Here is a 20,123-nt window from a genome sequence, read left to right on the forward strand (position 1 = left end):
TTTTTAGATACCTGGAATTTTCTGCTTTTCTTCTTCAAAGGATTCGCGCCATTCTTCCATTTCACTTGGTTGAATGAGGCACTCATCCAGTGTCCGTTCGATATAGTCCGCGTCCAGATCGACGCCTATAAACACTAGTTCTGTTTTACGGTCTCCATAAGGGTGGACGTCCAGTTCTTCCTTCACTTCCGGCTGTTCCTTCAGGATTTCGCCTTTTTCCGCCAACGGCAGTGCTGCCACCCAATATGTGACGGATTCCAGCGTAATAGAGGAAGCGGCCTGGGAGAGCATAAAAGCCTTTGAATGGTACGTGGACAGCCATGCAATCCCTTTTGCCCGCGCGATTTCTTTCGGGTACTGTTCGAACCACTGCTTCAGCCGCTCGGTATGAAAAGGGATCCGGCGCCGGTAGACAAAAGAGCTGATGCCGTACTCTTCGGTTTCCGGAGTGTGTTCCTCCTGCTCCAGTTCCTGCAGCCATCCCGCCGATTCACTGGCTTTCTCAAATTCAAACAGACCGGTGCCGAGAATGTCATGCAGCTCAACGTTTCCGTAACTGGTTTCAATGAGATTTGCTTCCGGCTGCAGCTTGCGGAGAAACGCAATCAGCTGGTCCCTTTTTTCCGCAGGGACCATATCGATTTTGTTTACCACCATGACGTCACAGAACTCAACCTGATCGATTAAGAGATCGACGACTTGTCTTTCGTCCTCTTCGACCGCTTCCTGTTTCCGATCCAGGAGTGATTCTCCTGAAGAGAAATCCTCCCAGAAACGATTCGCGTCCACGACCGTTACCATCGTGTCCAGTTCACAGTACTGGGTAAGGTCGATTCCCATTTCTTCATCGATATAGCTGAATGTCTGCGCCACCGGTATAGGCTCACTGATACCCGAAGATTCGATGATGATATAGTCGATATCCCCTTGCTCGGCCAGCCGCTGTACTTCTACGAGCAGATCTTCGCGGAGAGTGCAGCAGATGCAGCCGTTGGACATCTCCACCATTTTTTCCTCGGTCCTCTTGAAACCTCCGTTTTCAATGATGCCGGCATCCACATTGACTTCACTCATGTCGTTGACGATGACTGCCGTTTTCAGACCCTTCCGGTTGTTTAACACATGGTTCAACATCGTCGTTTTTCCCGCACCGAGGTACCCGCTCAGTACGGTAACAGGAACTTTTCTCATTCCTGCACCTCCCTGCATTTCAGAATTTCTTTAATGGTTATGGTCATGACTGTGATCGTGGCTGTGGTCATGACTGTCTTCACCGGAACCGTGCTCTTCTGTACTGCCTGCCTGATTTGCCGCTGCAGCTTCCAGAGCCGTTCTGAGATTGTCTATATTCTGCTGCATCAAATCAAAATAACCTTCATTATTCTGAATTTCTTCCTCTGTACGCACAGAAAGGTTATGAAGGTGTAATGCTTTTGCTCCTGCTTCTTCCTGTATCACTTCCGTCACTTTTGAGGTGACGTTCTGTTCAAACATGACATGTTCAATGCCTTCAGATTCAATAGTACGAATGATATTCTGCAGTGCTTTCTGGGATGGTTCCGATGATGGAGCAAGTCCTGATACGCTGATCTGCTCCAGCCCGTACCGGTCTTCCCAGTATCCGTATGCTGCATGGGAGACAATGAAGCGGTTATGTCCTGCTGATTCGGCAAGCTGTGAAAACTCCTCATCCAGATCGGATAACCTGTTTTTCAGTTCTGAAGCATTTTCTTCGAAATAATCTTCCTGTTCCGGACGCAGCTCGATCAGCTGGTTTTTAATACTGTCTGCAGCTTCCTGTGCCCGCACAGGATCCAGCCACGCATGAGGATCAACACTGCCGTGGGAATGGGAAGGTCCACTGTCCTCTCCGGCATGGTCGTGTCCTCCACTGTCACCGGAATGTTCGTGGGAATGTTGATGTCCTTCATCGAATTCAAGAAGCTCCATATCATTCGTGACCTCAAGCGACGGAATCCCTTCTTCGTCCATCGTTTCATTCACTGCCTCAGCAAAACCTTCCATTCCCGCACCATTCATGATGAATAAATCCGACTCCGCTATATCGATCATCGTTTGACTGGTAGGTTCAAAACTATGCAGATCCGCGCCGGCAGGAACAATATTGGTTACTTCCACCTGCCCCCCGCCTATTTTTTCAGTAAAATCCTCCCAGGCGAACAACGTGGTGTAAATCTGCAAAGGTTCCTGCGTGCTGCTTTCATCTGCTTCATTGCCGGTATCATTTTGTGGCGCGTTTTGCTCTTCCTGACCTCCGCCGCACGCGGCCATCATCATAATGGCCGAGACGATCAGAAAACGAAGGATAAACCGGTATTTCATTGTATGTACCCCTTCCAATTCGTAATAATTACGATTTACATTGATTCATTATATCGGAAAGGTTACGATTTGTAAATAATAATTATTCTTATTTATTAAATAAAAAAAGAGCCCTCTTCCCATGCTGGAAAAAGGAACTCCTTCTACGTTATTTAATCCGCTTTCTTTGATGCTTCCGCCTTATCCAGCCGGTTGTTTTTCAGGAACATGTAAAAAGACGCTCCGAAAATCACGACATAACCAATAACGCTGAAGAGCGTGGGAACCTGATCGAACAATATAATACTCAGCAGGGCCGAGTACACAACCGTCGAATAAAAGAAAATGGATATTTCACTCGCCGGTGCGAATTTATACGCAAGGGTAATACCGAACTGCCCGATCGTCGCGCAGGCTCCGGCCAGCAGCAGCAGCGTCCATTGCTTCCCGTTCATCGGCTCATAATTCACAATCAAATACGGCAGCAGGATAATCGTTGTAAAAAAGGAAAAATAAAAAACCACGGTATAATGCTTTTCCCGGCTGCCAAGCACACGAAGCAGGGTATAGGCTCCTGCTGCAAACACAGCACCTAGCACCCCGGCAATATAAGGCAGCACTTCCACGGAAAATTCCGGCTGAATAATAAACAGAGCGCCGGCAAATGCGATCAGAACCGCAATCATCTGATATCGTCGGGCACTTTCTTTCAGAAAAACCGCAGAGAAGATAATCAGAATAAACGGGCTTAGTTTGTTCAGCATCTCCGCATCCGATAACACCAGATGGTCAATTGCATAAAAGTTAAGAACGATCCCGGCTGCACCGAGTGCGGAACGCCATAACAGCACCTTCTGGTTTTCCTTTTTTCCGAAAATCCGTTCTTTATGGTGCAGAACAAAGCCAAGCGTGATAGCGGCCGCTACAATATTGCGGAAAAACGCCTTCTGCATGGTCGGCAGATCTCCGGAGAGTTTCACAAAAGCCCCCATAAGGGAAAAGCCCAATGCAGAAACGAGTAATAATATAATTCCTTTATTGCGGTCAGACATTTATTGTTCCTCTCCTTTTTTCAGCAAACCATCATTCCTCAAAGCAGGTTTCCATTCATAAGAAATTTCCACACCTGCCGATAGACAATGTTAATACAAAGACGCTGAAATGGAAAGGAATCTGTTTTGGATACGCTTTATTCTTAAAAGAAACAAAAAGTAAGCGTATTCAATATATTTCAGACTACAGTACACCCCCATAATCATGATATAGTATATATGTGCGAGTATCCGTATCAGCTATTTTACTATTATAAAGGAGTGTTACGTACATGAACGAGAAACACTTGGAACAGATGAAAAATGGAAAAGGTTTCATTGCCGCACTTGACCAAAGCGGCGGCAGCACCCCTAAAGCACTGGCTCTCTACGGCGTGACCGAAGATCAGTATTCAGGCGAAGACGAAATGTTTGATCTGGTCCATGAGATGCGGACCCGCATTATTACCGCCCCTCCTTTTGACTCCGAGCAGATTATCGGCGCCATCCTTTTCGAACAAACAATGGACCGCGAAATCGAAGGGCTGTATACAGCAGATTACCTCTGGGATAAAAAAGGCGTTGTTCCGTTCCTGAAAGTCGATAACGGACTTGATGCTGAAGAAAACGGCGTTCAGAAGATGAAGCCGATCAATGACCTGGAGGACAAGCTCAAGCGGGCTAACGAGCGTAATGTTTTCGGTACGAAAATGCGCTCGGTCATTAAAGAGCCGAACCCGGAAGCCATCAAAGAAGTGGTGGACCAGCAGTTTGAAATCGGTCAGAAGATTGTCAATGCCGACCTCGTGCCGATCATTGAACCAGAAGTAGACATTAACAGTACAGATAAAGTCAAATGCGAAGAACTGCTTAAAGAAGAAATTCTTAAGCACCTCAACCAGCTCGGCGAAGATGAACTCGTCATGCTGAAGCTTACTATTCCAACCGTGGCTAACACCTATAAAGAGCTCATCGAGCATCCGAATGTTGTGCGTGTGGTCGCCCTTTCCGGCGGGTACGAAATTGAAGAAGCCAACCGCAAACTCGCGGAAAACAACGGTCTGATTGCAAGCTTCTCCCGTGCGCTGACACAGGATCTGAACGTAAACCAGTCCGAGGAAGAATTCAACAACCAGCTTGGAAATGCCGTTAATTCCATCTATGACGCTTCCATTACGTAAGTGGATCGTACAGTAAAATGAAAAAGCTCCCGATGATTAGAAAGATTATCGGGAGCTTTTTTATTTTTTAAAAAAGGTGCTTCGCTCCTCCCGACCGTTCCCACTAACAGCCTGAAATGAAGAATTAGTATCCGCCAAATGATACTTCGCGGACACTACGGCGCCCATGGGAGGCAATAATGGCTGTTAGCGGACATTCGAAGCCGGTAACCGCCCGTGTGAGCAACTTAGTGTCCACAAACACAGCCTCCGTGGACACTAAATGCACCGCTCAAGCAGCTAGTGGGTGCCGGGTGCCGGGTGCCGGTGCCTCGGTTTTATCTCTTACCACTTCTTATAAGAGCACTTGTGTCCTGCAAAATATCAGTGCTTTCCCAACTGCCGTTTTAGATCGTTTTTCCGCTGCAGAAGCTGTTGAAGTTCCTTGTCCAAAGCTTCGGATGGGGTGATACTTAAACGTCCTAATACATCGGAAATTCTTGTTTCCACCATTAACAGCTCATCCTGAAGCGGGTTATAGTCCGCCTCTGGTTCGGCACGTAGATACTCCTGATACGATCCATCAAATACAGTGATACGCTGGTCGTGAATCGCAAAAATTTTCGTTGCCGTCTTTTCAAGAAAACGTCTGTCATGGGAAACAAACAGTACAGTACCTGAATAATCCTGAAGCAGAGATTCCAGCGCTTCAAGCGCTCTGATATCGAGGTAATTTGTCGGCTCATCCAGAATCAGGACATTTGCTCCGCTGACAAACAGCTTGGCAAAAGCTGCTTTCACCCGTTCTCCTCCGCTTAAATCCCTCACAAATTTAAAAGCATCATCCTGAAAGAAACCGAGCCGGCCGAGCACCGTTCGGATCATCGTCTGATCTTGAAAAGATGTTTGGCGCACATTGTCGAAGATAGACTGCTCTTCCTCCAGAACTTCAAGCATCTGACTGAAATAACCGAAAGTTACAGCTGGTACAGCCTGAACCCCTCCCTCCGATCTTAAAATCATACGCAGAAATGTTGTTTTCCCACTTCCGTTGGGGCCGATAAGAGCGACTTTGTCACCCCCTCTGATGGAAAAATCAAAAGCGTCCCATAAGAGTTTTTCTCCGGCGCGCCCTTCCACGTTCCAACCTCGTATGATCGACCGATGATAAAGAGATTTTTCCTCAATCACCTGCATGTTAATCGGCGGAAGTTCTTTTATCTTTTTTACTTCTTCCAATTGATTCAGACGGGTTTGAATAGTGTTAGCTTGCTGGTTAATTTTCTTCTGCTTTTTAGCAAAATGGGGCTTCGCCATCCTTGCTTCGGATGCTGAAATACTCTTCGGTTTTTTTACCGCTTTCTGCGCCTTTTGTTCTTTTTGACGGAGCGCTTCTTCCAGTTGTTTTTTTGTATCGATGTATTTTTCATATTCTTTTTCGTGATGTCTTCTCTCTGCTTCTTTTTGTTCTTCATAATCGGTATAACCACCGGTAAAAACCCTAATCTTTCCATCCTCTATTTCCCAGATCTGCGTGCAGAGAGCATCAAGAAACGTACGGTCATGAGAAACAAGAATGAATGCTTTCCTCCGCTGCTTCAGTTTCTGCTCCAGCTTTTCTACATTACCAGTATCAAGATGGGTGGTCGGCTCATCCGCAAGCAGAATTTCCGGTTCTTCAGCAAATACCTCCTGAAAAACCGTCTGCGATATTTCCCCTCCGCTTTTATATAAAAGCCGGGGTTTTAACTGCGGTACCATCGAAACAGAAGCCTTCCTGATCACTGTACCGGATGAAGGTTCTATACCGCCCGCAATAAGTGCAAGAAGGGAAGACTTTCCGGAACCGTTCTGCCCTACCAGTCCAATTTTATCCCCCTGGTGAATACTTAACTGATGGATGGTAAATAACGTGCGTTCTTTGACTTCCATGCGGAGATCCTGCAAATGAATCAATGACATGAACTCATCTCCCTGTTCAGAATGATGAAGACCGTCATTTAGGCATTCCGCCCATAAAAACAGCCCCCTGTTTCCGTGTACAAACGTTCGGAACAGGGGGTATACCTGTATTGGGATAACTGCAGCATACATGTATCCACCAACCCTATTCCGAACGGTGATGAATATCCATGCAAAACACACCTTCCCGGCGGAAGGTTGATGCCTGCACGTCATTCATCTGCTCCGTAAAAGTGAAATAGGATTAGTACTTCATGAGCCTACAGTTCATCTCCTTTTTCGTTTAAGTATAGGTTTATCTTATATTTTCTCCTGCACCAAGTCAACGACTATTCAAAAATGAGAGAACGAGACCGGAGAGAGTACCAAATACTTTTTCGTTCGAAACTGTGCCCTAAATGTAAGCAGGGGGCTCGTTCAGCCGGTGCGTGCCCTTCCCGGGTCATTAGAGTATCATGAAAACTTTAAATGAAAGGCGAGGACACATGCTCCAACAGAGGTAGGATTTACGTTATCTTCTGCCGGCTGAAAAGAAGGGCGCTGCTGATCTGCCTGGAAAATGAATGCCTCCGCTGTTTGTACCACTTTCGTATAATAAGCGGGATAATGTTTCATCAGGTCACTGTTCAACACCACGACTTCCGGGTGGAGAACGTTTACCATATTGGCCAGGCCGATTCCGTAATAATAGGCAGACGCCAGTACTATGTTTTCCACCTCTGGATTGCCTTTTTTCAGCTCATTCAGGACATGCTCCATGATGTCATTTTTATTTCCAATCTGCTCAGGCAGCGGCATCTCCCCTGCCTGGATCAGCCGCCGTGCTTCTTCTGCTAGATGGTGATAGGACATGCAGGACGACAGGGTTCTGCCGGTTGAAGCATCAATGATCATTTCTCCAAACGAGCTGGCATCTCCTTTCCGGCTCTGCATGATAGTGCCGTTTACCAGCACCCCGCAGCGGAGCCCCCAGCCGCTGATGCAATAAAGAATGGTCTTATGGTTATCCTGTGCACGCGTCGATTCATACAACGCTGCGGTGTTTGCCCCGTTTTCGAGAAAAATCTCCGTTGGGAATGCTTCTTTCATTTTTTCCACAATCGCAACTTCATCCCAGCCCGAGGCCGTAAACCCTTCCGGATACATGACCCCTCTTTCGCGGTCCAGCGGTCCGACGGTTCCGATACCGATCCCTAATATATGTTTCATATCTATATGATAATCGTTTAACAGCGAAGAGATAGTTTCTTTCAGTAAGGAAATCGTGTAAGCGGGAGTATGCTTTTCTGTCATGGAAAAAGTTCTGCCCGAGACAGGCTGAAACGACATATTTACAATAGTAACAGTCGTCTCTACACGGGAAAGGGCGATGCCGATGATGAAGGCCGCATCCGGCTCGATGGCATAAAGGGCGGGCGGCCGTCCTCCGGAAGATTCCTCATAGGAGGCAATACGGATCAGGCCGTATTCCTTCAACTCCTCCAGATGACGAACGGCGGTCGTCTGCTTCATATTAGTCCGCTCCAGCAGCTCAGCTTTGGTAATGAGCGGTTCCTGGTGAATGACACGGTATATTTCCTTCATTCCTTGAAATTTAGCGGAATGCCGGCGCAGCAATGCTTCGATCACGTGAACTGGCTCCTTTATCGGGGTTATATCATAAAATCGTCCGGACCCTGTTTTTTCTTCAAAAACTCATCGAGCGGCAGATAGCTCATGACGTCGGGGAAACGCTCATCCCAGCCGGCCCGCTGCAGTAAATCCCGAACAGGTCCCTTTAACTGGACAAACCAGACGTTTAGGTTTCCACGCGACTTATATTTGCGTATAAGCCTTTCCAGGGCCTCTATTCCAGCCGTATCTATGTCATTCACCCCGCCCATGTCAACGACCACATCATGCAGACGATCCATGGTCTCTTCTGCTTCGATAATGGCCGATTCCACCACTTTCTCGATATGACTGACATTGGAGAAATGAATTCTGGCATCGATACGAAGCAGAACTTTTCCCGGAACACGTTCTGCCTGCGGGAAGCGCTTCATGTCACGATAGCTTTTACTTTTTTCATCCCATCCTTCTTCTACAATATGGGGATGGGAGATGCGGTTAATAAGAATACAGAGGGACACGCCTACACCGATTAACAATCCCCATTGAATGCCGGCCAGTAACGTAGCTGCAAAGGTAACGACCCATACCCATCCGTCCGCCGGTTTAATACGGAATGCATATCTTAAGGACGGAACATTGATCAGTCCGGCCACGGCAGAAAGAATGATCGCGGCCAATACGGTCTGCGGCAGGTAATAAAACAATGGCGTGAAAAAAAACAAGGTCAACCCCACGCCGAGCGCCGTAATGATCATCGCCACCTGCGTTACAGCTCCTGCCCCGTGGTTCACCGCGCTGCGGGAGAAACTGCCCGAAACCGCATAAGCCGAGAAAAGAGATCCTGCTATATTAGAGAGACCTAGCGCACGCAGCTCCTTATTTACATTCAACGGTGGGCTGTCTCTGCCGGCAAGTGTCTTTGTAATCGAGAGGGATTCCATCATCGACATTAAAGCAATTGTTAAAGCAGTGGGAAACAGTACCTGCATGGCAGATACATCCAAAGACGGCAGCGTAAGTCCGGGAAAACCCTGCGGCACTTCCCCGACGATCCGCACCCCTTCCTCGTCCAACCGAAAAAAGAAAACGATCACAATGCTCAAGGTAACGACAAATAACGGAAGCGGCAGTTTCGTCCGTTTCCTGAAAACGGTTAAGACAAAGAGGCTCACCACTCCTATTACAGCCGTCGGCAGGTGAACATGGGGAATGTTTTGAACGAGCCCCGATAATAAAGGCAGAATCCGGCTTTGGTTCGGCATCTCAATGCCGAGAAAACTACCAAGCTGACTGAACCCGATTGTGAACGCTACAGCCGATGTAAAACCGTTGATAACATTCTGGGAAATAAATTTAACGAACGCCCCTGCATTCACCAACCCCAATACAAATTGCATGACGCCGGTCATCAATGTCAGCAAAAGAACCAGACTAATATACTCTGCACTCTGCGGCTCAGCTTGCAGGGATACACCGGAAAAAATGAGAATCGATGCCAGCGCAACCGGTCCGACAGCGAACTTCCTGGACGAACCTAACAAGGCGAATAGGACAACGGGAATCGTGGAAGCATATAACCCCATAACCGGCGGCACACCGGCCAGCATCGCATAGGCCATTGCCTGCGGCACCAGCATGATAAAAACGGTCAGCCCGGCTGTCATATCCTGTTTTAATGCATACCGGTCATAGTTCTGCGGCAGATTCAATACAGGCAGCTTAGACATGTTATCCCCCTCTCCTCTAATACTTAACATTCGTTTTTATCCATTTTGGATAAAAGTGTTGTAACACCACTATACTTAATTTTTCGTGAAAGAGCAAGAGTTGCTGCAGCTCCCGAATTTTCAACGTATCCGCTTACAGATGTTTACAATCATGCAGAAACGGTTACTACAAAACAGGAACTTCTTTTAAGCAGTTCGTTTGTAGGGAAAGGGTTCTTCCGTACATGATGGAACAAGTCTTTAATCTAGAAGGAGGCAGACGTATGATAGATTTGAAACAGGAAGGAAAACTTGGATTCGGCACCGCTCCGTTAGGTAACATGTACAGAGACATTCCGGAAAAGGAAGCGAAAGCGGTCGTGGAAGCAGCCTGGGACAATGGTATCCGCTACTTTGATACGGCCCCGTTTTACGGCGCAGGTCTTGCTGAATTACGGCTCGGCGAAGTGCTCGCCAAACACAATCGTGACGATTACGTGCTGAGCACCAAAGTCGGACGATATATTACAGACGAAACAGAGGAAAAAGAAGGTTTGTTCAAAGACGGCCGTAAAAATAAAGTCATTGACGATTACAGCGCGGAAGGAACACGGCGCTCGATCGAACAGAGTCTGGAACGTCTGCAGACCGACCGGATTGACTTCATCTACGTTCATGACATTTCTCCGGATTTTCACGGGGACGAGTGGATCAGCCGGTTTGATGAAGCTAGAAACGGCGCGTTCCCGGAACTGGAGCGGCTCCGCAGGGAAGGGGTTATCAAGTCCTGGGGCATCGGCGTGAACCGGACCGAGCCGATTGAACTGGCCCTCGACCTGGAGAATGCCAATCCGGATATCAGCCTGCAGGCCACCCGCTACACACTCCTGGATCACGAACATGCTCTGCAGCGTCTCATGCCGGCCGCCGAACAGCAAGGGATGAGTATCGTGGTCGGAGCTCCGTATGGTTCCGGCATTATCGCCGGCGGTTCTCACTATGAATACGGCAAAGCCCCGTCAGAAGTAACATCCAGGGTGGACCGCATGAATAAGATTGCCGAACATCACGACGTGGATCTCATTGCAGCCGCTCTGCAGTTCTCCGCCGCCCATCCAGCCGTTGCCGCGGTTATCCCGGGAACCACACGTCCTGAACGGATTCAGGAAAACAAAGCGGCGTTACACGCCGACATTCCCGATGCCTTCTGGCACGAGCTGAGGGAGCAGGAAATCGTCTCCCCGGAGGCACCGCTTCCTATCAGCACCTGAACAGTGAAAACCGCGTTCTGACCGAACGCGGTTTTTTTATCAAATCAAAGGTACACAATGAAAATTTCTCCAATTTTTTAGTTCGCGAGGCATTTACCCTATATGAATTTTATGATCTTTCCAGGCCAAAGGGTACTGTTGACACATAAAACATAACCCTAAACAATGTTGCTCCATAACCTCATCCTCATGTACTCCCCAAAATGCAGAAACCTTTGTTAATTCCTCGAATCCAAAATGCAAATCTATATTTGTAGTGCAAACACTTAAAGTCATAACCTTCATCCTTTCTGAGAACCTTTAGTTTCCCTATTTGATAAACCGACAATCACTATAGCTGCGACTGTAAACAGAAGGAAAAATAAACTAATGGGACGTGTAATAAATACAGTAGGATCGCCTTCTGATATTGTCATAGCACGAATTAGATTACTTTCAAGAATCGGGCCTAATACAAGTCCAAGCAACACTGGAATTGGGGAGAAGCCAAATTTGATCAAAAGATAGGCAAGCAGACCAAAGGCTAACGCGATATTCACATGAAAAATGCTATTTGATTCGGCAAAAACACCAGCAGTGCATGTCAATACCAACAGTGGTGCCAAAAAACTATCATCCAATTGTGAAATTCTTGAAAATTGAGTAATAAGAAGCCTGCCTTGCAGAAACATAAAAAGATTCACTAATAAAAGCCCAAACATGACTGTATAAATAATTGTCCCTTCTTCTTCAAATAAGGCAGGACCAGGAGTTAATCCATTCATCATAAAAGCACCAAGCAAAACCGCTGTTGCCCCATCTCCGGGTATTCCTAAAGTTAACAGTGGTATTAACGTGGCCCCTGTTACTCCATTATTTCCAGCTTCAGCAGCTGCTACCCCATCGATTTCCCCCTGCCCATAACCCTCAGGATTTTTGGAACTTCGTTTTGCTTCGTTATGACTGATAAACGCTCCGGTTGTACCACCAGTTCCTGGAATGATGCCAATTATTGTTCCGATCAAAGAAGACTTTACTATCGTTTTTGAACTTTTTTTTAATTCCCTTCGACTTAATTTGCTTTCCCTTAATTTTGAACTTCTGCTATTCGTTGTTTCGAAAGACGATTTATTCACCTTATTCAATACTTCCGAAAAAGCAAATAAGCCTATTAACGCCGGAATAAGAGCAATGCCGCCGACAAGTTGAGTTTGGTCAAACGTAAAACGCGGTACAGCAGTAGCTGGATCCAAACCTATTGTTGAAATTAGTAAGCCTAAGCATCCACCAATTAACCCTTTTAATATATCCTTTCCTGCCACACTTGCAATAATCGACAATCCGAAAACTGCCAGTGAAAAATACTCTGGAGCACCGAACATCATCGTTACCTTAGCTAACTGCGGAGCTGCACCGATCAATATCATTGCACTAATAACACCTGCGGCTACAGAAGCTATCAAGGACATCAATAAAGCTTTTTTTGCTTCTCCTCGTTGAAAAAGGGAATAACCATCCAACAATGTAGCTGCAGCAGCAGGGGTTCCTGGGGCATTTAATAAAATAGCAGAGATTGAACCACCGTAAGTTCCAGCACAATAAATTCCCAGTAACATAACAATACCTGGAACTGCATCCAGATTAAACGTAACCGGAAGCAATACAGCAATTGCCAACATCACACCCAGGCCGGGAATGGCTCCAATAATTATTCCTAGGAACACACCTATGTTTAAAAAGATCAGCACATTCCAGGTAAACAATTCCTGAAGGCCTGCTGTCATTTCCATTATCATTTAAGGGCCCCTTTCTTATATGAAGATCCTTAATTAAGGGAGTTGAATATTAAGAAGCACAGTAAAAACGTAATAAATTACAACGACTAGTGCGATGGCTGCTGCATAATACCACTTGTTCTTCGCTTTTAAGTACCACAGGACAATCACGCTCATCAAAAACGAAGCGGGCAAATATCCAATAAAAGGGAGACTGGAAATATACAGACCAATAAGTGCAAATAAGCCCAGTACTTTCAGTTCTTTTCTCCAATAAATTGTTAGTTCCACATCCGCAGACGTATCCTGCTTATTTTTAGTTATACTTTTAATTAAAAATAGTAGACTGAAAACAAGCATCAAACCCAATGCAGCCGATGGCAGTGTACGTGCTGATAATCCCTGTGTACCTTTGTTTTCAATCTGAAAAGGTAGTAGAATCAATAAACCAATTGATAACATGACAAAAAAAACGCCGCTCACAATATTTTTATTAATAACCATTTACTCACCTCTTTCCATATCTGTATGGTGTTCTACCGAAAGCAGGCATTTTGCTCGTCAGCATAAACGCTAAATTCAAGAGAGCTACCAGATACTGGCAGCTCCACATCTTATTCATTCTCTTTTATTTTGGATTGGAGGTCTTCTGCTACACTCTGCTGTTCTTCAATCAATTCATCAATTTCCTCCGGTCCCATTGGATCTAGATTCAATTCCGTCTCGTTAACGAAATCCTTAAAAGACTCTGTTTCATATATATCACTAATAGCGCCATTCATTTTATCGATGACTTCTTTATCGGTTCCTTCCGGGAGTGCGAAAAAGTTAAACCCTGGGAAAGTGATATCGTATCCCTCTTCTTTCAAGGTAGGCACAGGGTCTCCTTCAAAACGTTCAAAAGGTTCGTCCATAGCCACAGCAATTGCTTTTAGATCTCCTTCCTCTACATACTGTTTTCCAACTGCAGGAGGACCTGCCGCAACATCAATTTCACCTGATGCTACGTTTTGCACAGATTCCCCGCCTCCTCCATATACAACAGCTTCCGCATTTACATCAGCCATAGAGAATAGACCGGACTGTATCAAATCCGGATCACTTCCCGGACCTTCGGTACCAAAGTTGATTGTATTATTTTTCCCGTATTCTATTAAATCGTCAACTGATTCAATTCCTGTTTCATCAGGATTGGTATACAATATAAATTCTACTGTATCTATTCCTATGACTGGTTCTACATCATCGTATGAGTACTCAACATTCTGTTCTTGAGGAATGGTGACAAAAATACTTTTACTTCCAAGTAACATATTAGTCGAATTCGCCTGTTCCTGCATATATTCAGTAGTGGCTGTTGTTCCGCCCCCACCTGTTTCATTAGTAACAGCAGCAGAAGTATCGATGTGGTCTTCACTTAAATCTGCTACCTGTCTTGCTACAAGATCGTTAAGCCCACCTGCAGCATAAGGTACCGTAATTGTTAAGTCTTCATTAGGATAATTCGCTGCTACATCTTCTTCACTCTCCCCACACCCTGTTAATAAAAGGATGCTGAACGCACTGGTACCGACCATCATACCTGCTTTTTTTAATGACATTAAAATGAACCCCCTATTTTGGATATAATCCTAATCTTTCATACTGTTCTTCCGGCACACCAATTTTTTTCATTTCCTTTACCATCTCATTCATTAATTCCTGTGCTTTTTTTTCTTCTCCCTCAATCAAGTTAAATTCCTGTAAGTGGTCTTCCTGAATTTGATACAACTCATCCTTGTGAACCTGCACTTTTGTCTTTTCTTCCCCAGGCTTAATAAAAAGCGGAGCTGCGTGATTGGGTTGAGCGTTTTCATACTGTACTGGGAAACGCGCTCCATCCCAGTACTTCAACCGTTCGGCACTTTGTTCCGGGTAATTATTCTGACCAAAACCCCAACTTTGATAATGCGATTTGGTGTACCAATACAATGGATAATTACCGTCTACAGGATGCTTCACTAAAACATACATACCATCTGTTACATAAACTGGTCCCCCAAACACTCCAAACATCATTGTTTTTCGATCATGAATCCCTCCTTTGGCATTGTGAAATACTGGAGTTAAATCATATCCTTGCATATTTTCTGGTTTAGGCAGTTGAAAAGCTTCCAATATAGTCGGTGTTAGATCGGCGATTTGTGTAAGTTGTGAAACATGTTCCTTTTTACCATTGTTAGGTTCCCTAACTAACAATGGTATTCTAGCAATGTCCTGATAAATAATACGGGCGTGTTTCCCCAGCCATGAATGTTCGCCAAACAAAAATCCGTGGTCGCTTGTTACAATAACCATCGTATCTTCCATATCATGAAGCGATTTCAACTTCTCATAAAACTTACCAAAACATTCATCCACATAAGTAACTTGCGCTTTATAAAGATCATGTACGTGATGCAACTCTTCTGTTGATAGACTATCTGGCCTTCCATAACGCGGCCACTTAGGGGACTCTCCATCATAATCAGGTGCGTATTTTTCAAGAAATTCTTCCGGCGGATCAAACGGTTCATGTGGATCAAAACAATCAATCATTAGAAAATAATCATCCTGATCTTTATTTTCTTCCACCCATTCCATACTTTTCTGAAATACCTGTCCTGCGAAATAATCCTCTTTAGTTTCAAAATGGGCAGTGTTCTTCGCATATTTTTCCCAATTTTTATTCAGCTTGTGTTTTTGAGCAGGATAACGAACAGGGATATTTGACCCTATTTTCCAATTATCCATTTCTTGTCCTCTTATCAGCTCCATCCCGGAGAAATTAGTGTGATAATTTCCTGATCCGTTCTGCCATAAATGATAGTGATCGGTGATCAGCATCGTTGGAATATCTGCTTGATTGAGCATGGTTACCAAATCAAATTGATGATGTTCCAATGGAGACCATCCCCGCCAGAAAAAATTATTAATCCCTGTCCAAAAATCCTGTCTGGCCGGCATACAAGGATAGGATCCTAAGTAAGCGTTATCAAATTGGTAACTTTCTTCAGCAAATTTATCTAAATTCGGCGTTTCCACCGTTGAGGCCCCGTAGCAACCTAGATGATCTCTTCTTAAAGTATCTAGCAAGACACAAATGACTTTCATATTTTCAACCTTCCCAATCTAATTTTATCTTTAAAAAATACGATACTGATTCCCAAGGTTCCAATACTGGCATTTTCCCTTCACGAACCAATGTTTCCCGGCCTTTCGTTGAAACATTCCCAGGCTCCACTCCCATCACATATTTCCCTTTTTCAAGGTGCTTCCATTGCGTCCATTGTGGCATGACCTCAGTGTTCCACTTGATATTCATATGTAATCTGTTTTTGATGGAGTCTATAAAATTTGAAATATATATTGAATTTTGATCTTTAACGTTTTTTAAGTGATGGAGGTCTACCGAAGGTTCAGCACCTTCCCTTGGGGCGCCAAACTGAGCAGTATCTTCATTAGCAGCGATACCCTTAATATTTTCAATCTCAGAAGAAGGCAGGTTCATCTCAGTTGTTTCACTTAATAACGGATAACCCAGGTTCATGTGATACATCATTGCATGATATTGCGGGTGATAGGAATAATTTGTTACTTTATCGTAGATATAAATTTCGTTGGATGCAGAAGTAGTGATGATCGTCCTTTTTAGTTCGAACACTTCACCTAAATCCAATACCTCTATCATTCTGCCTTTTATTCTCTGAATGTAAGTTTTTTCATTCCAATATCCATTTTTCTCCAATAATTCTCCAGGGCAATGACTTATCCTGCCATGCAAACCATAGTGCTCTCCATTTATATCACTTGGTTTTCCCACGGTACGTAATCCACAAGTCGTAAACAATCCGCCTCCGAAAGTTCTCTCCCACCCACGTCCTATATGATCATAGTAGGAAGGAGAAGCAAAACCGGAAGGTGTGATCCATGCAACAGGCACCCCATTACATTCACATCTCCCTATATCCATGCTCCGGTCCATCTGTACATCAAAAGATAATCCATTTCCATTCCTGACCCGAATCAATTCATTCCCTTTTTCCCGACCTTCAAGTTTCTGTAGTCTTTCCATACCAGCCAATTGATGGATACTTCCAATTTTATCTATATCGCTGTACTTCAACTAGGCTATCCCCCCTCTATTCCAATATAATTATCTTTTCCAAATACTACCGTGATACTCAACGGAGTAGAAATAACTGCAGACTACTTCTGCGGCACTGTGTAACTGTAGATTTTTTTCGACTTCTTCAAAAGCAACTGATGAGCGATTGAAGGCTGGGGAAGATTTAGTATTATATATTTCTTTCACTTTTTCCTGAAAAGGGGAGTGAAAAGCATTTAGTATGCTTAATAAGACAATCTTTTCAGGTTGAAACACTCTGGCAATATTAGCAATACCAACACCAATCCAATAAGCAGTATGGTCATTCACAATATCTCTGATTTTCTCTTCTCCGTTGTTGTAACGTTGAATGATTTTCTGGATTGAAAGATTCTGCTCCTTCGTGACTTTTTCCACTTTATTAATCAGAGCACTTGTTGAAGCCAATGATTCCCAGCACCCATAGTTACCACAGCTGCATAACGGCCCTTTGTCATGGACCGTGGTATGAGCGAAATTTACCGCTCCTTCAAACGCTCCACGGTAAAGTTTATTATCTAACGCAACACCGGTTCCGATTCCTGTATCAACTTTCACGCTGACAAAAGTGTTGTACTGGGTAGACTCCTGTTTTAATAATTCAAGCGTCTGTGCCCTTGCATCGTTTTCAATGAACACCGGAATCTGCAGATATTTTTCCAGGACACCTCCAATAGGAACATCCTCCCACTTTGGTAAAGCAACAGAATACTGCAACGTTGAAGTGATTGTGTTAACAATGCCTTTTAACACAAATCCGCAGGCTATAACTCTCGTTTTTGATTCCGTTTTCATAAATTCTTTTAAGTACTGGCCTATACTATCAAGTACCGAATCTTTATCCCATGTTGCCGGGATTTCAACCTTATTCTGAACAATAATTTCTGCTTTCAGACTACAAATAGCCATTTGTAGCACAGCTCCATCATAATATACCGATAAAATGTTTCCAGATTGTCCATCAATGTCAAGCAATATCGGACGTTTTCCTCCGACTTCAGATGTTTCCCCACGGCCGATTTCTTTTACTAGGCCTTCATCCATCAATTCCTTAATGATCGCAGAGACAGCAGGCCGGCTCATACCTACAACACTTGCAATCTCAGCACGCGACATCACTTTTTCTCTGATTAACGATAAAATCGTTATCGAATTCTGTTCTTTTAAATTTGTTGACTGTAAAGATTTATATCTTTTCATTACAATAGATCACCATTTTCTGTTATGTTAGTTATAATAACTAACAAACTTAAAATTGTCAATTACTTTTTGATCTTTCCTGAGGTTACAGCGTACTTGTTATTACAAAAAGATTTACACACTAACACTATCAGCCCAAAAAAGCAGTATCGCACTTCCATCAAAAAACCTTTGATCTAAAATACAGACCAAAGGTTTTATTTTTGCTCATTTTAGAAAATCATTAACTAAAAGTCGGCTCTTTCCCTTTTAGTTCAAGATCTTTAGCTGTTGATAAATGAATGTCTTCTATTAGTTCCGGATTCTCCGAAAGAGACAGGCCGTAGGAAGGGATCATATCCTGAATCTTTGGTTTCCAATCATCGAGCTGCTGTGGGAAACATTTTTCCATCACTTCAAGCATGACCTGGACCGCGGTGGAAGCCCCGGGGGATGCGCCTAGCAGGGCCGCGATGGATCCGTCTGAGGCAGTGACCACTTCCGTACCGAACTGAAGCGTCCCTTTTCCACCTTCTTCTGTATCTTTAATGACCTGGACACGCTGTCCGGATACGACCAACTCCCAGTCTTCACTCTTCGCGTCCGGGATGAATTCCCGCAGTGCTTCCATGCGCTGTTCTTTCGATTGCATGACCTGACCGATCAAATATTTGGTCAATCCCATTTCTTTCGCGCCGGCCGATAACATCGTAAGCACATTGTTCGGGCGGATAGAGGTAAACAAATCCATCAGGGAGCCGGTTTTCAGGAACTTCGGTGAAAATCCGGCAAACGGGCCGAACAACAGCGACTTCTGATTATCGATATATCTCGTATCCAGGTGCGGCACCGACATCGGCGGCGCTCCAACCGGTGCTTTTCCGTAAACTTTGGCATGATGCTCTGCTGCAACGTCCGGATTTTTACATACCATAAACTGGCCGCTTACCGGGAATCCTCCGATACCTTTTCCTTCCGGAATACCTGATTTCTGCAGCAGATGCAGGCTCCCGCCGCCGGCTCCGATAAAGACAAACCGGGCGCTGTGCCGCTCTGTCTCTCCGCTGTTATGGTTCCGTACTTTCAGTTCCCAGACCCCGCCGGCATCCTGCTTCATATCCTCTACTTCATGGTTGTAACGGACATGAATATCTTCGTTCTCCAGATGACCGAACAGTTTACGTGTCAACGCGCCGAAGTTAACGTCTGTGCCGGTGTCCATCTTTGTTGCCGCCACGGGCTCGTCTGCCGTCCGGTCCTTCATCATAAGCGGCATCCATTCTTTCAATTGTTCGGGGTCGTCGGAATACTCCATTCCCTGAAAAAGCGGATGGGCGGTCATCTTGTCGAAGCGCTTTTTGAGAAATTCCACATGGTCCTTTCCATGGACAAAACTCATGTGCGGCAGCGGCATGATAAAATCCTGCGGCTGCGTGATCCGCCGGCTCTTCACGAGATAGGACCAGAACTGCTTGGACACCTGAAACTGTTCGTTAACGTGGACCGCTTTACTGATATCAATCGACCCATCCGGCTGTTCTTTCGTATAGTTCAGTTCACAGAGTGCGGCATGGCCTGTTCCGGCGTTATTCCATTCGTTCGAACTTTCTTCACCGGAATGCTTCAGTTTCTCAAACACTGTAATATTCCAATCCGGTGCCAGCTCCTTCAAAAGAGATCCGAGCGTCGCGCTCATAATGCCGGCACCGATCAGAATCACATCTGTTGTCTCATTCTTACTCATGATTACCATCCTTACAACCTAAATTCACAGAATAGAGCCGTTTCATTCAAGCTGTACTATTCTGTTTACCTTTTATGTACTTTTGTCCTGTAACACTATCGCACCGACTAGTTGGTTTCTTCTTTTCTTATTATAGACTATTTCGTGTCTATAAAAAAGAAATGACCCTTTTGTGAAAAAAAGAACATTCACAGAATATCTACAGTCAGCCGTGC

Annotated in this window: 15 protein-coding genes; 2 read left to right on the top strand and 13 right to left on the bottom strand. The window is 44.8% G+C overall.

Translation table 11 applies throughout. From position 1 onward, the window contains the following. Positions 1 to 3 precede the first annotated feature (3 nt). The 3 genes from ACW9JV_RS18070 to ACW9JV_RS18080 form a co-directional block, all read right to left on the bottom strand. The gene (locus ACW9JV_RS18070) at positions 4 to 1,191 is read right to left on the bottom strand and encodes a GTP-binding protein (protein ID WP_457337032.1); all 1,188 of its coding nucleotides are present in this window, start codon (positions 1,189 to 1,191) and stop codon (positions 4 to 6) included. 30 nt (positions 1,192 to 1,221) lie between these two features. Beyond that, positions 1,222 to 2,343, bottom strand: a complete 1,122-nt coding sequence (locus tag ACW9JV_RS18075; protein ID WP_457337034.1) for a metal ABC transporter solute-binding protein, Zn/Mn family — start codon at positions 2,341 to 2,343, stop codon at positions 1,222 to 1,224. 152 nt (positions 2,344 to 2,495) lie between these two features. Beyond that, positions 2,496 to 3,374 (bottom strand): DMT family transporter, encoded by an 879-nt coding sequence (locus tag ACW9JV_RS18080; RefSeq protein WP_457337036.1) that lies wholly within the window; start codon positions 3,372 to 3,374, stop codon positions 2,496 to 2,498. A 272-nt stretch (positions 3,375 to 3,646) separates the two neighbouring features. Between ACW9JV_RS18080 and ACW9JV_RS18085 the strand changes: the two genes are divergently transcribed. Then, positions 3,647 to 4,534, top strand: coding sequence for a fructose bisphosphate aldolase (locus ACW9JV_RS18085; protein ID WP_457337038.1), 888 nt, complete (start codon positions 3,647 to 3,649; stop codon positions 4,532 to 4,534). Between the two features lie 363 nt (positions 4,535 to 4,897). Here ACW9JV_RS18085 and abc-f read toward each other — a convergent pair whose 3' ends face one another. From abc-f to ACW9JV_RS18100, 3 genes are all read right to left on the bottom strand, one after another. Then, entirely contained in the window at positions 4,898 to 6,475 is a 1,578-nt protein-coding gene (gene abc-f / locus ACW9JV_RS18090; RefSeq protein ID WP_457337040.1) for a ribosomal protection-like ABC-F family protein, read from the bottom strand. Positions 6,476 to 6,928: 453 nt separating this feature from the next. Further along, positions 6,929 to 8,104: an ROK family transcriptional regulator gene (locus tag ACW9JV_RS18095; protein WP_457337042.1), complete on the bottom strand. Its 1,176-nt coding sequence runs from the start codon at positions 8,102 to 8,104 to the stop codon at positions 6,929 to 6,931. A gap of 23 nt (positions 8,105 to 8,127) precedes the next feature. After that, positions 8,128 to 9,816 (bottom strand): SulP family inorganic anion transporter, encoded by a 1,689-nt coding sequence (locus ACW9JV_RS18100; RefSeq protein ID WP_457337044.1) that lies wholly within the window; start codon positions 9,814 to 9,816, stop codon positions 8,128 to 8,130. Between the two features lie 263 nt (positions 9,817 to 10,079). On the opposite strand from ACW9JV_RS18100, the gene ACW9JV_RS18105 reads away from it, so the two are divergent. Beyond that, a complete protein-coding gene (locus ACW9JV_RS18105) occupies positions 10,080 to 11,066 on the top strand; it encodes an aldo/keto reductase (protein ID WP_457337046.1) in 987 nt (328 codons plus the stop codon). A gap of 281 nt (positions 11,067 to 11,347) precedes the next feature. Here ACW9JV_RS18105 and ACW9JV_RS18110 read toward each other — a convergent pair whose 3' ends face one another. From ACW9JV_RS18110 to ACW9JV_RS18140, 7 genes are all read right to left on the bottom strand, one after another. Next, positions 11,348 to 12,841: a tripartite tricarboxylate transporter permease gene (locus ACW9JV_RS18110; RefSeq protein ID WP_457337048.1), complete on the bottom strand. Its 1,494-nt coding sequence runs from the start codon at positions 12,839 to 12,841 to the stop codon at positions 11,348 to 11,350. Positions 12,842 to 12,874: 33 nt separating this feature from the next. Then, positions 12,875 to 13,324 carry a tripartite tricarboxylate transporter TctB family protein gene (locus tag ACW9JV_RS18115; RefSeq protein ID WP_457337050.1) on the bottom strand — a complete coding sequence of 150 codons (450 nt, stop codon included), beginning with the start codon at positions 13,322 to 13,324 and terminating at the stop codon, positions 12,875 to 12,877. Between the two features lie 110 nt (positions 13,325 to 13,434). Further along, entirely contained in the window at positions 13,435 to 14,421 is a 987-nt protein-coding gene (locus ACW9JV_RS18120) for a Bug family tripartite tricarboxylate transporter substrate binding protein (RefSeq protein WP_457337052.1), read from the bottom strand. Between the two features lie 13 nt (positions 14,422 to 14,434). Then, a complete protein-coding gene (locus ACW9JV_RS18125; RefSeq protein ID WP_457337054.1) occupies positions 14,435 to 15,952 on the bottom strand; it encodes a sulfatase in 1,518 nt (505 codons plus the stop codon). Positions 15,953 to 15,956: 4 nt separating this feature from the next. Then, positions 15,957 to 16,964 carry an aldose 1-epimerase family protein gene (locus ACW9JV_RS18130; protein WP_457337056.1) on the bottom strand — a complete coding sequence of 336 codons (1,008 nt, stop codon included), beginning with the start codon at positions 16,962 to 16,964 and terminating at the stop codon, positions 15,957 to 15,959. A 30-nt stretch (positions 16,965 to 16,994) separates the two neighbouring features. Next, on the bottom strand, positions 16,995 to 18,185 hold the full coding sequence (locus ACW9JV_RS18135; RefSeq protein ID WP_457337058.1) for an ROK family transcriptional regulator: 1,191 nt from the start codon (positions 18,183 to 18,185) through the stop codon (positions 16,995 to 16,997). 223 nt (positions 18,186 to 18,408) lie between these two features. After that, a complete protein-coding gene (locus ACW9JV_RS18140) occupies positions 18,409 to 19,908 on the bottom strand; it encodes a malate:quinone oxidoreductase (protein ID WP_457337061.1) in 1,500 nt (499 codons plus the stop codon). Positions 19,909 to 20,123 lie beyond the last annotated feature (215 nt).

It is taken from the genome of Salibacterium sp. K-3, from assembly GCF_054052005.1.

Excerpts from the sequence above, each read along its gene's own strand:
- ACW9JV_RS18105 (WP_457337046.1), top strand. The coding sequence starts at position 10,080 with ATGATAGATTTGAAACAGGAAGGAAAACTTGGATTCGGCACCGCTCCG.
- ACW9JV_RS18075 (WP_457337034.1), bottom strand. The coding sequence starts at position 2,343 with ATGAAATACCGGTTTATCCTTCGTTTTCTGATCGTCTCGGCCATTATG.
- ACW9JV_RS18100 (WP_457337044.1), bottom strand. The coding sequence starts at position 9,816 with ATGTCTAAGCTGCCTGTATTGAATCTGCCGCAGAACTATGACCGGTAT.
- ACW9JV_RS18135 (WP_457337058.1), bottom strand. The coding sequence starts at position 18,185 with ATGAAAAGATATAAATCTTTACAGTCAACAAATTTAAAAGAACAGAAT.
- ACW9JV_RS18125 (WP_457337054.1), bottom strand. The coding sequence starts at position 15,952 with ATGAAAGTCATTTGTGTCTTGCTAGATACTTTAAGAAGAGATCATCTA.
- ACW9JV_RS18110 (WP_457337048.1), bottom strand. The coding sequence starts at position 12,841 with ATGATAATGGAAATGACAGCAGGCCTTCAGGAATTGTTTACCTGGAAT.
- ACW9JV_RS18120 (WP_457337052.1), bottom strand. The coding sequence starts at position 14,421 with ATGTCATTAAAAAAAGCAGGTATGATGGTCGGTACCAGTGCGTTCAGC.
- ACW9JV_RS18080 (WP_457337036.1), bottom strand. The coding sequence starts at position 3,374 with ATGTCTGACCGCAATAAAGGAATTATATTATTACTCGTTTCTGCATTG.
- ACW9JV_RS18140 (WP_457337061.1), bottom strand. The coding sequence starts at position 19,908 with ATGAGTAAGAATGAGACAACAGATGTGATTCTGATCGGTGCCGGCATT.
- abc-f (WP_457337040.1), bottom strand. The coding sequence starts at position 6,475 with ATGTCATTGATTCATTTGCAGGATCTCCGCATGGAAGTCAAAGAACGC.
- ACW9JV_RS18070 (WP_457337032.1), bottom strand. The coding sequence starts at position 1,191 with ATGAGAAAAGTTCCTGTTACCGTACTGAGCGGGTACCTCGGTGCGGGA.
- ACW9JV_RS18115 (WP_457337050.1), bottom strand. The coding sequence starts at position 13,324 with ATGGTTATTAATAAAAATATTGTGAGCGGCGTTTTTTTTGTCATGTTA.
- ACW9JV_RS18085 (WP_457337038.1), top strand. The coding sequence starts at position 3,647 with ATGAACGAGAAACACTTGGAACAGATGAAAAATGGAAAAGGTTTCATT.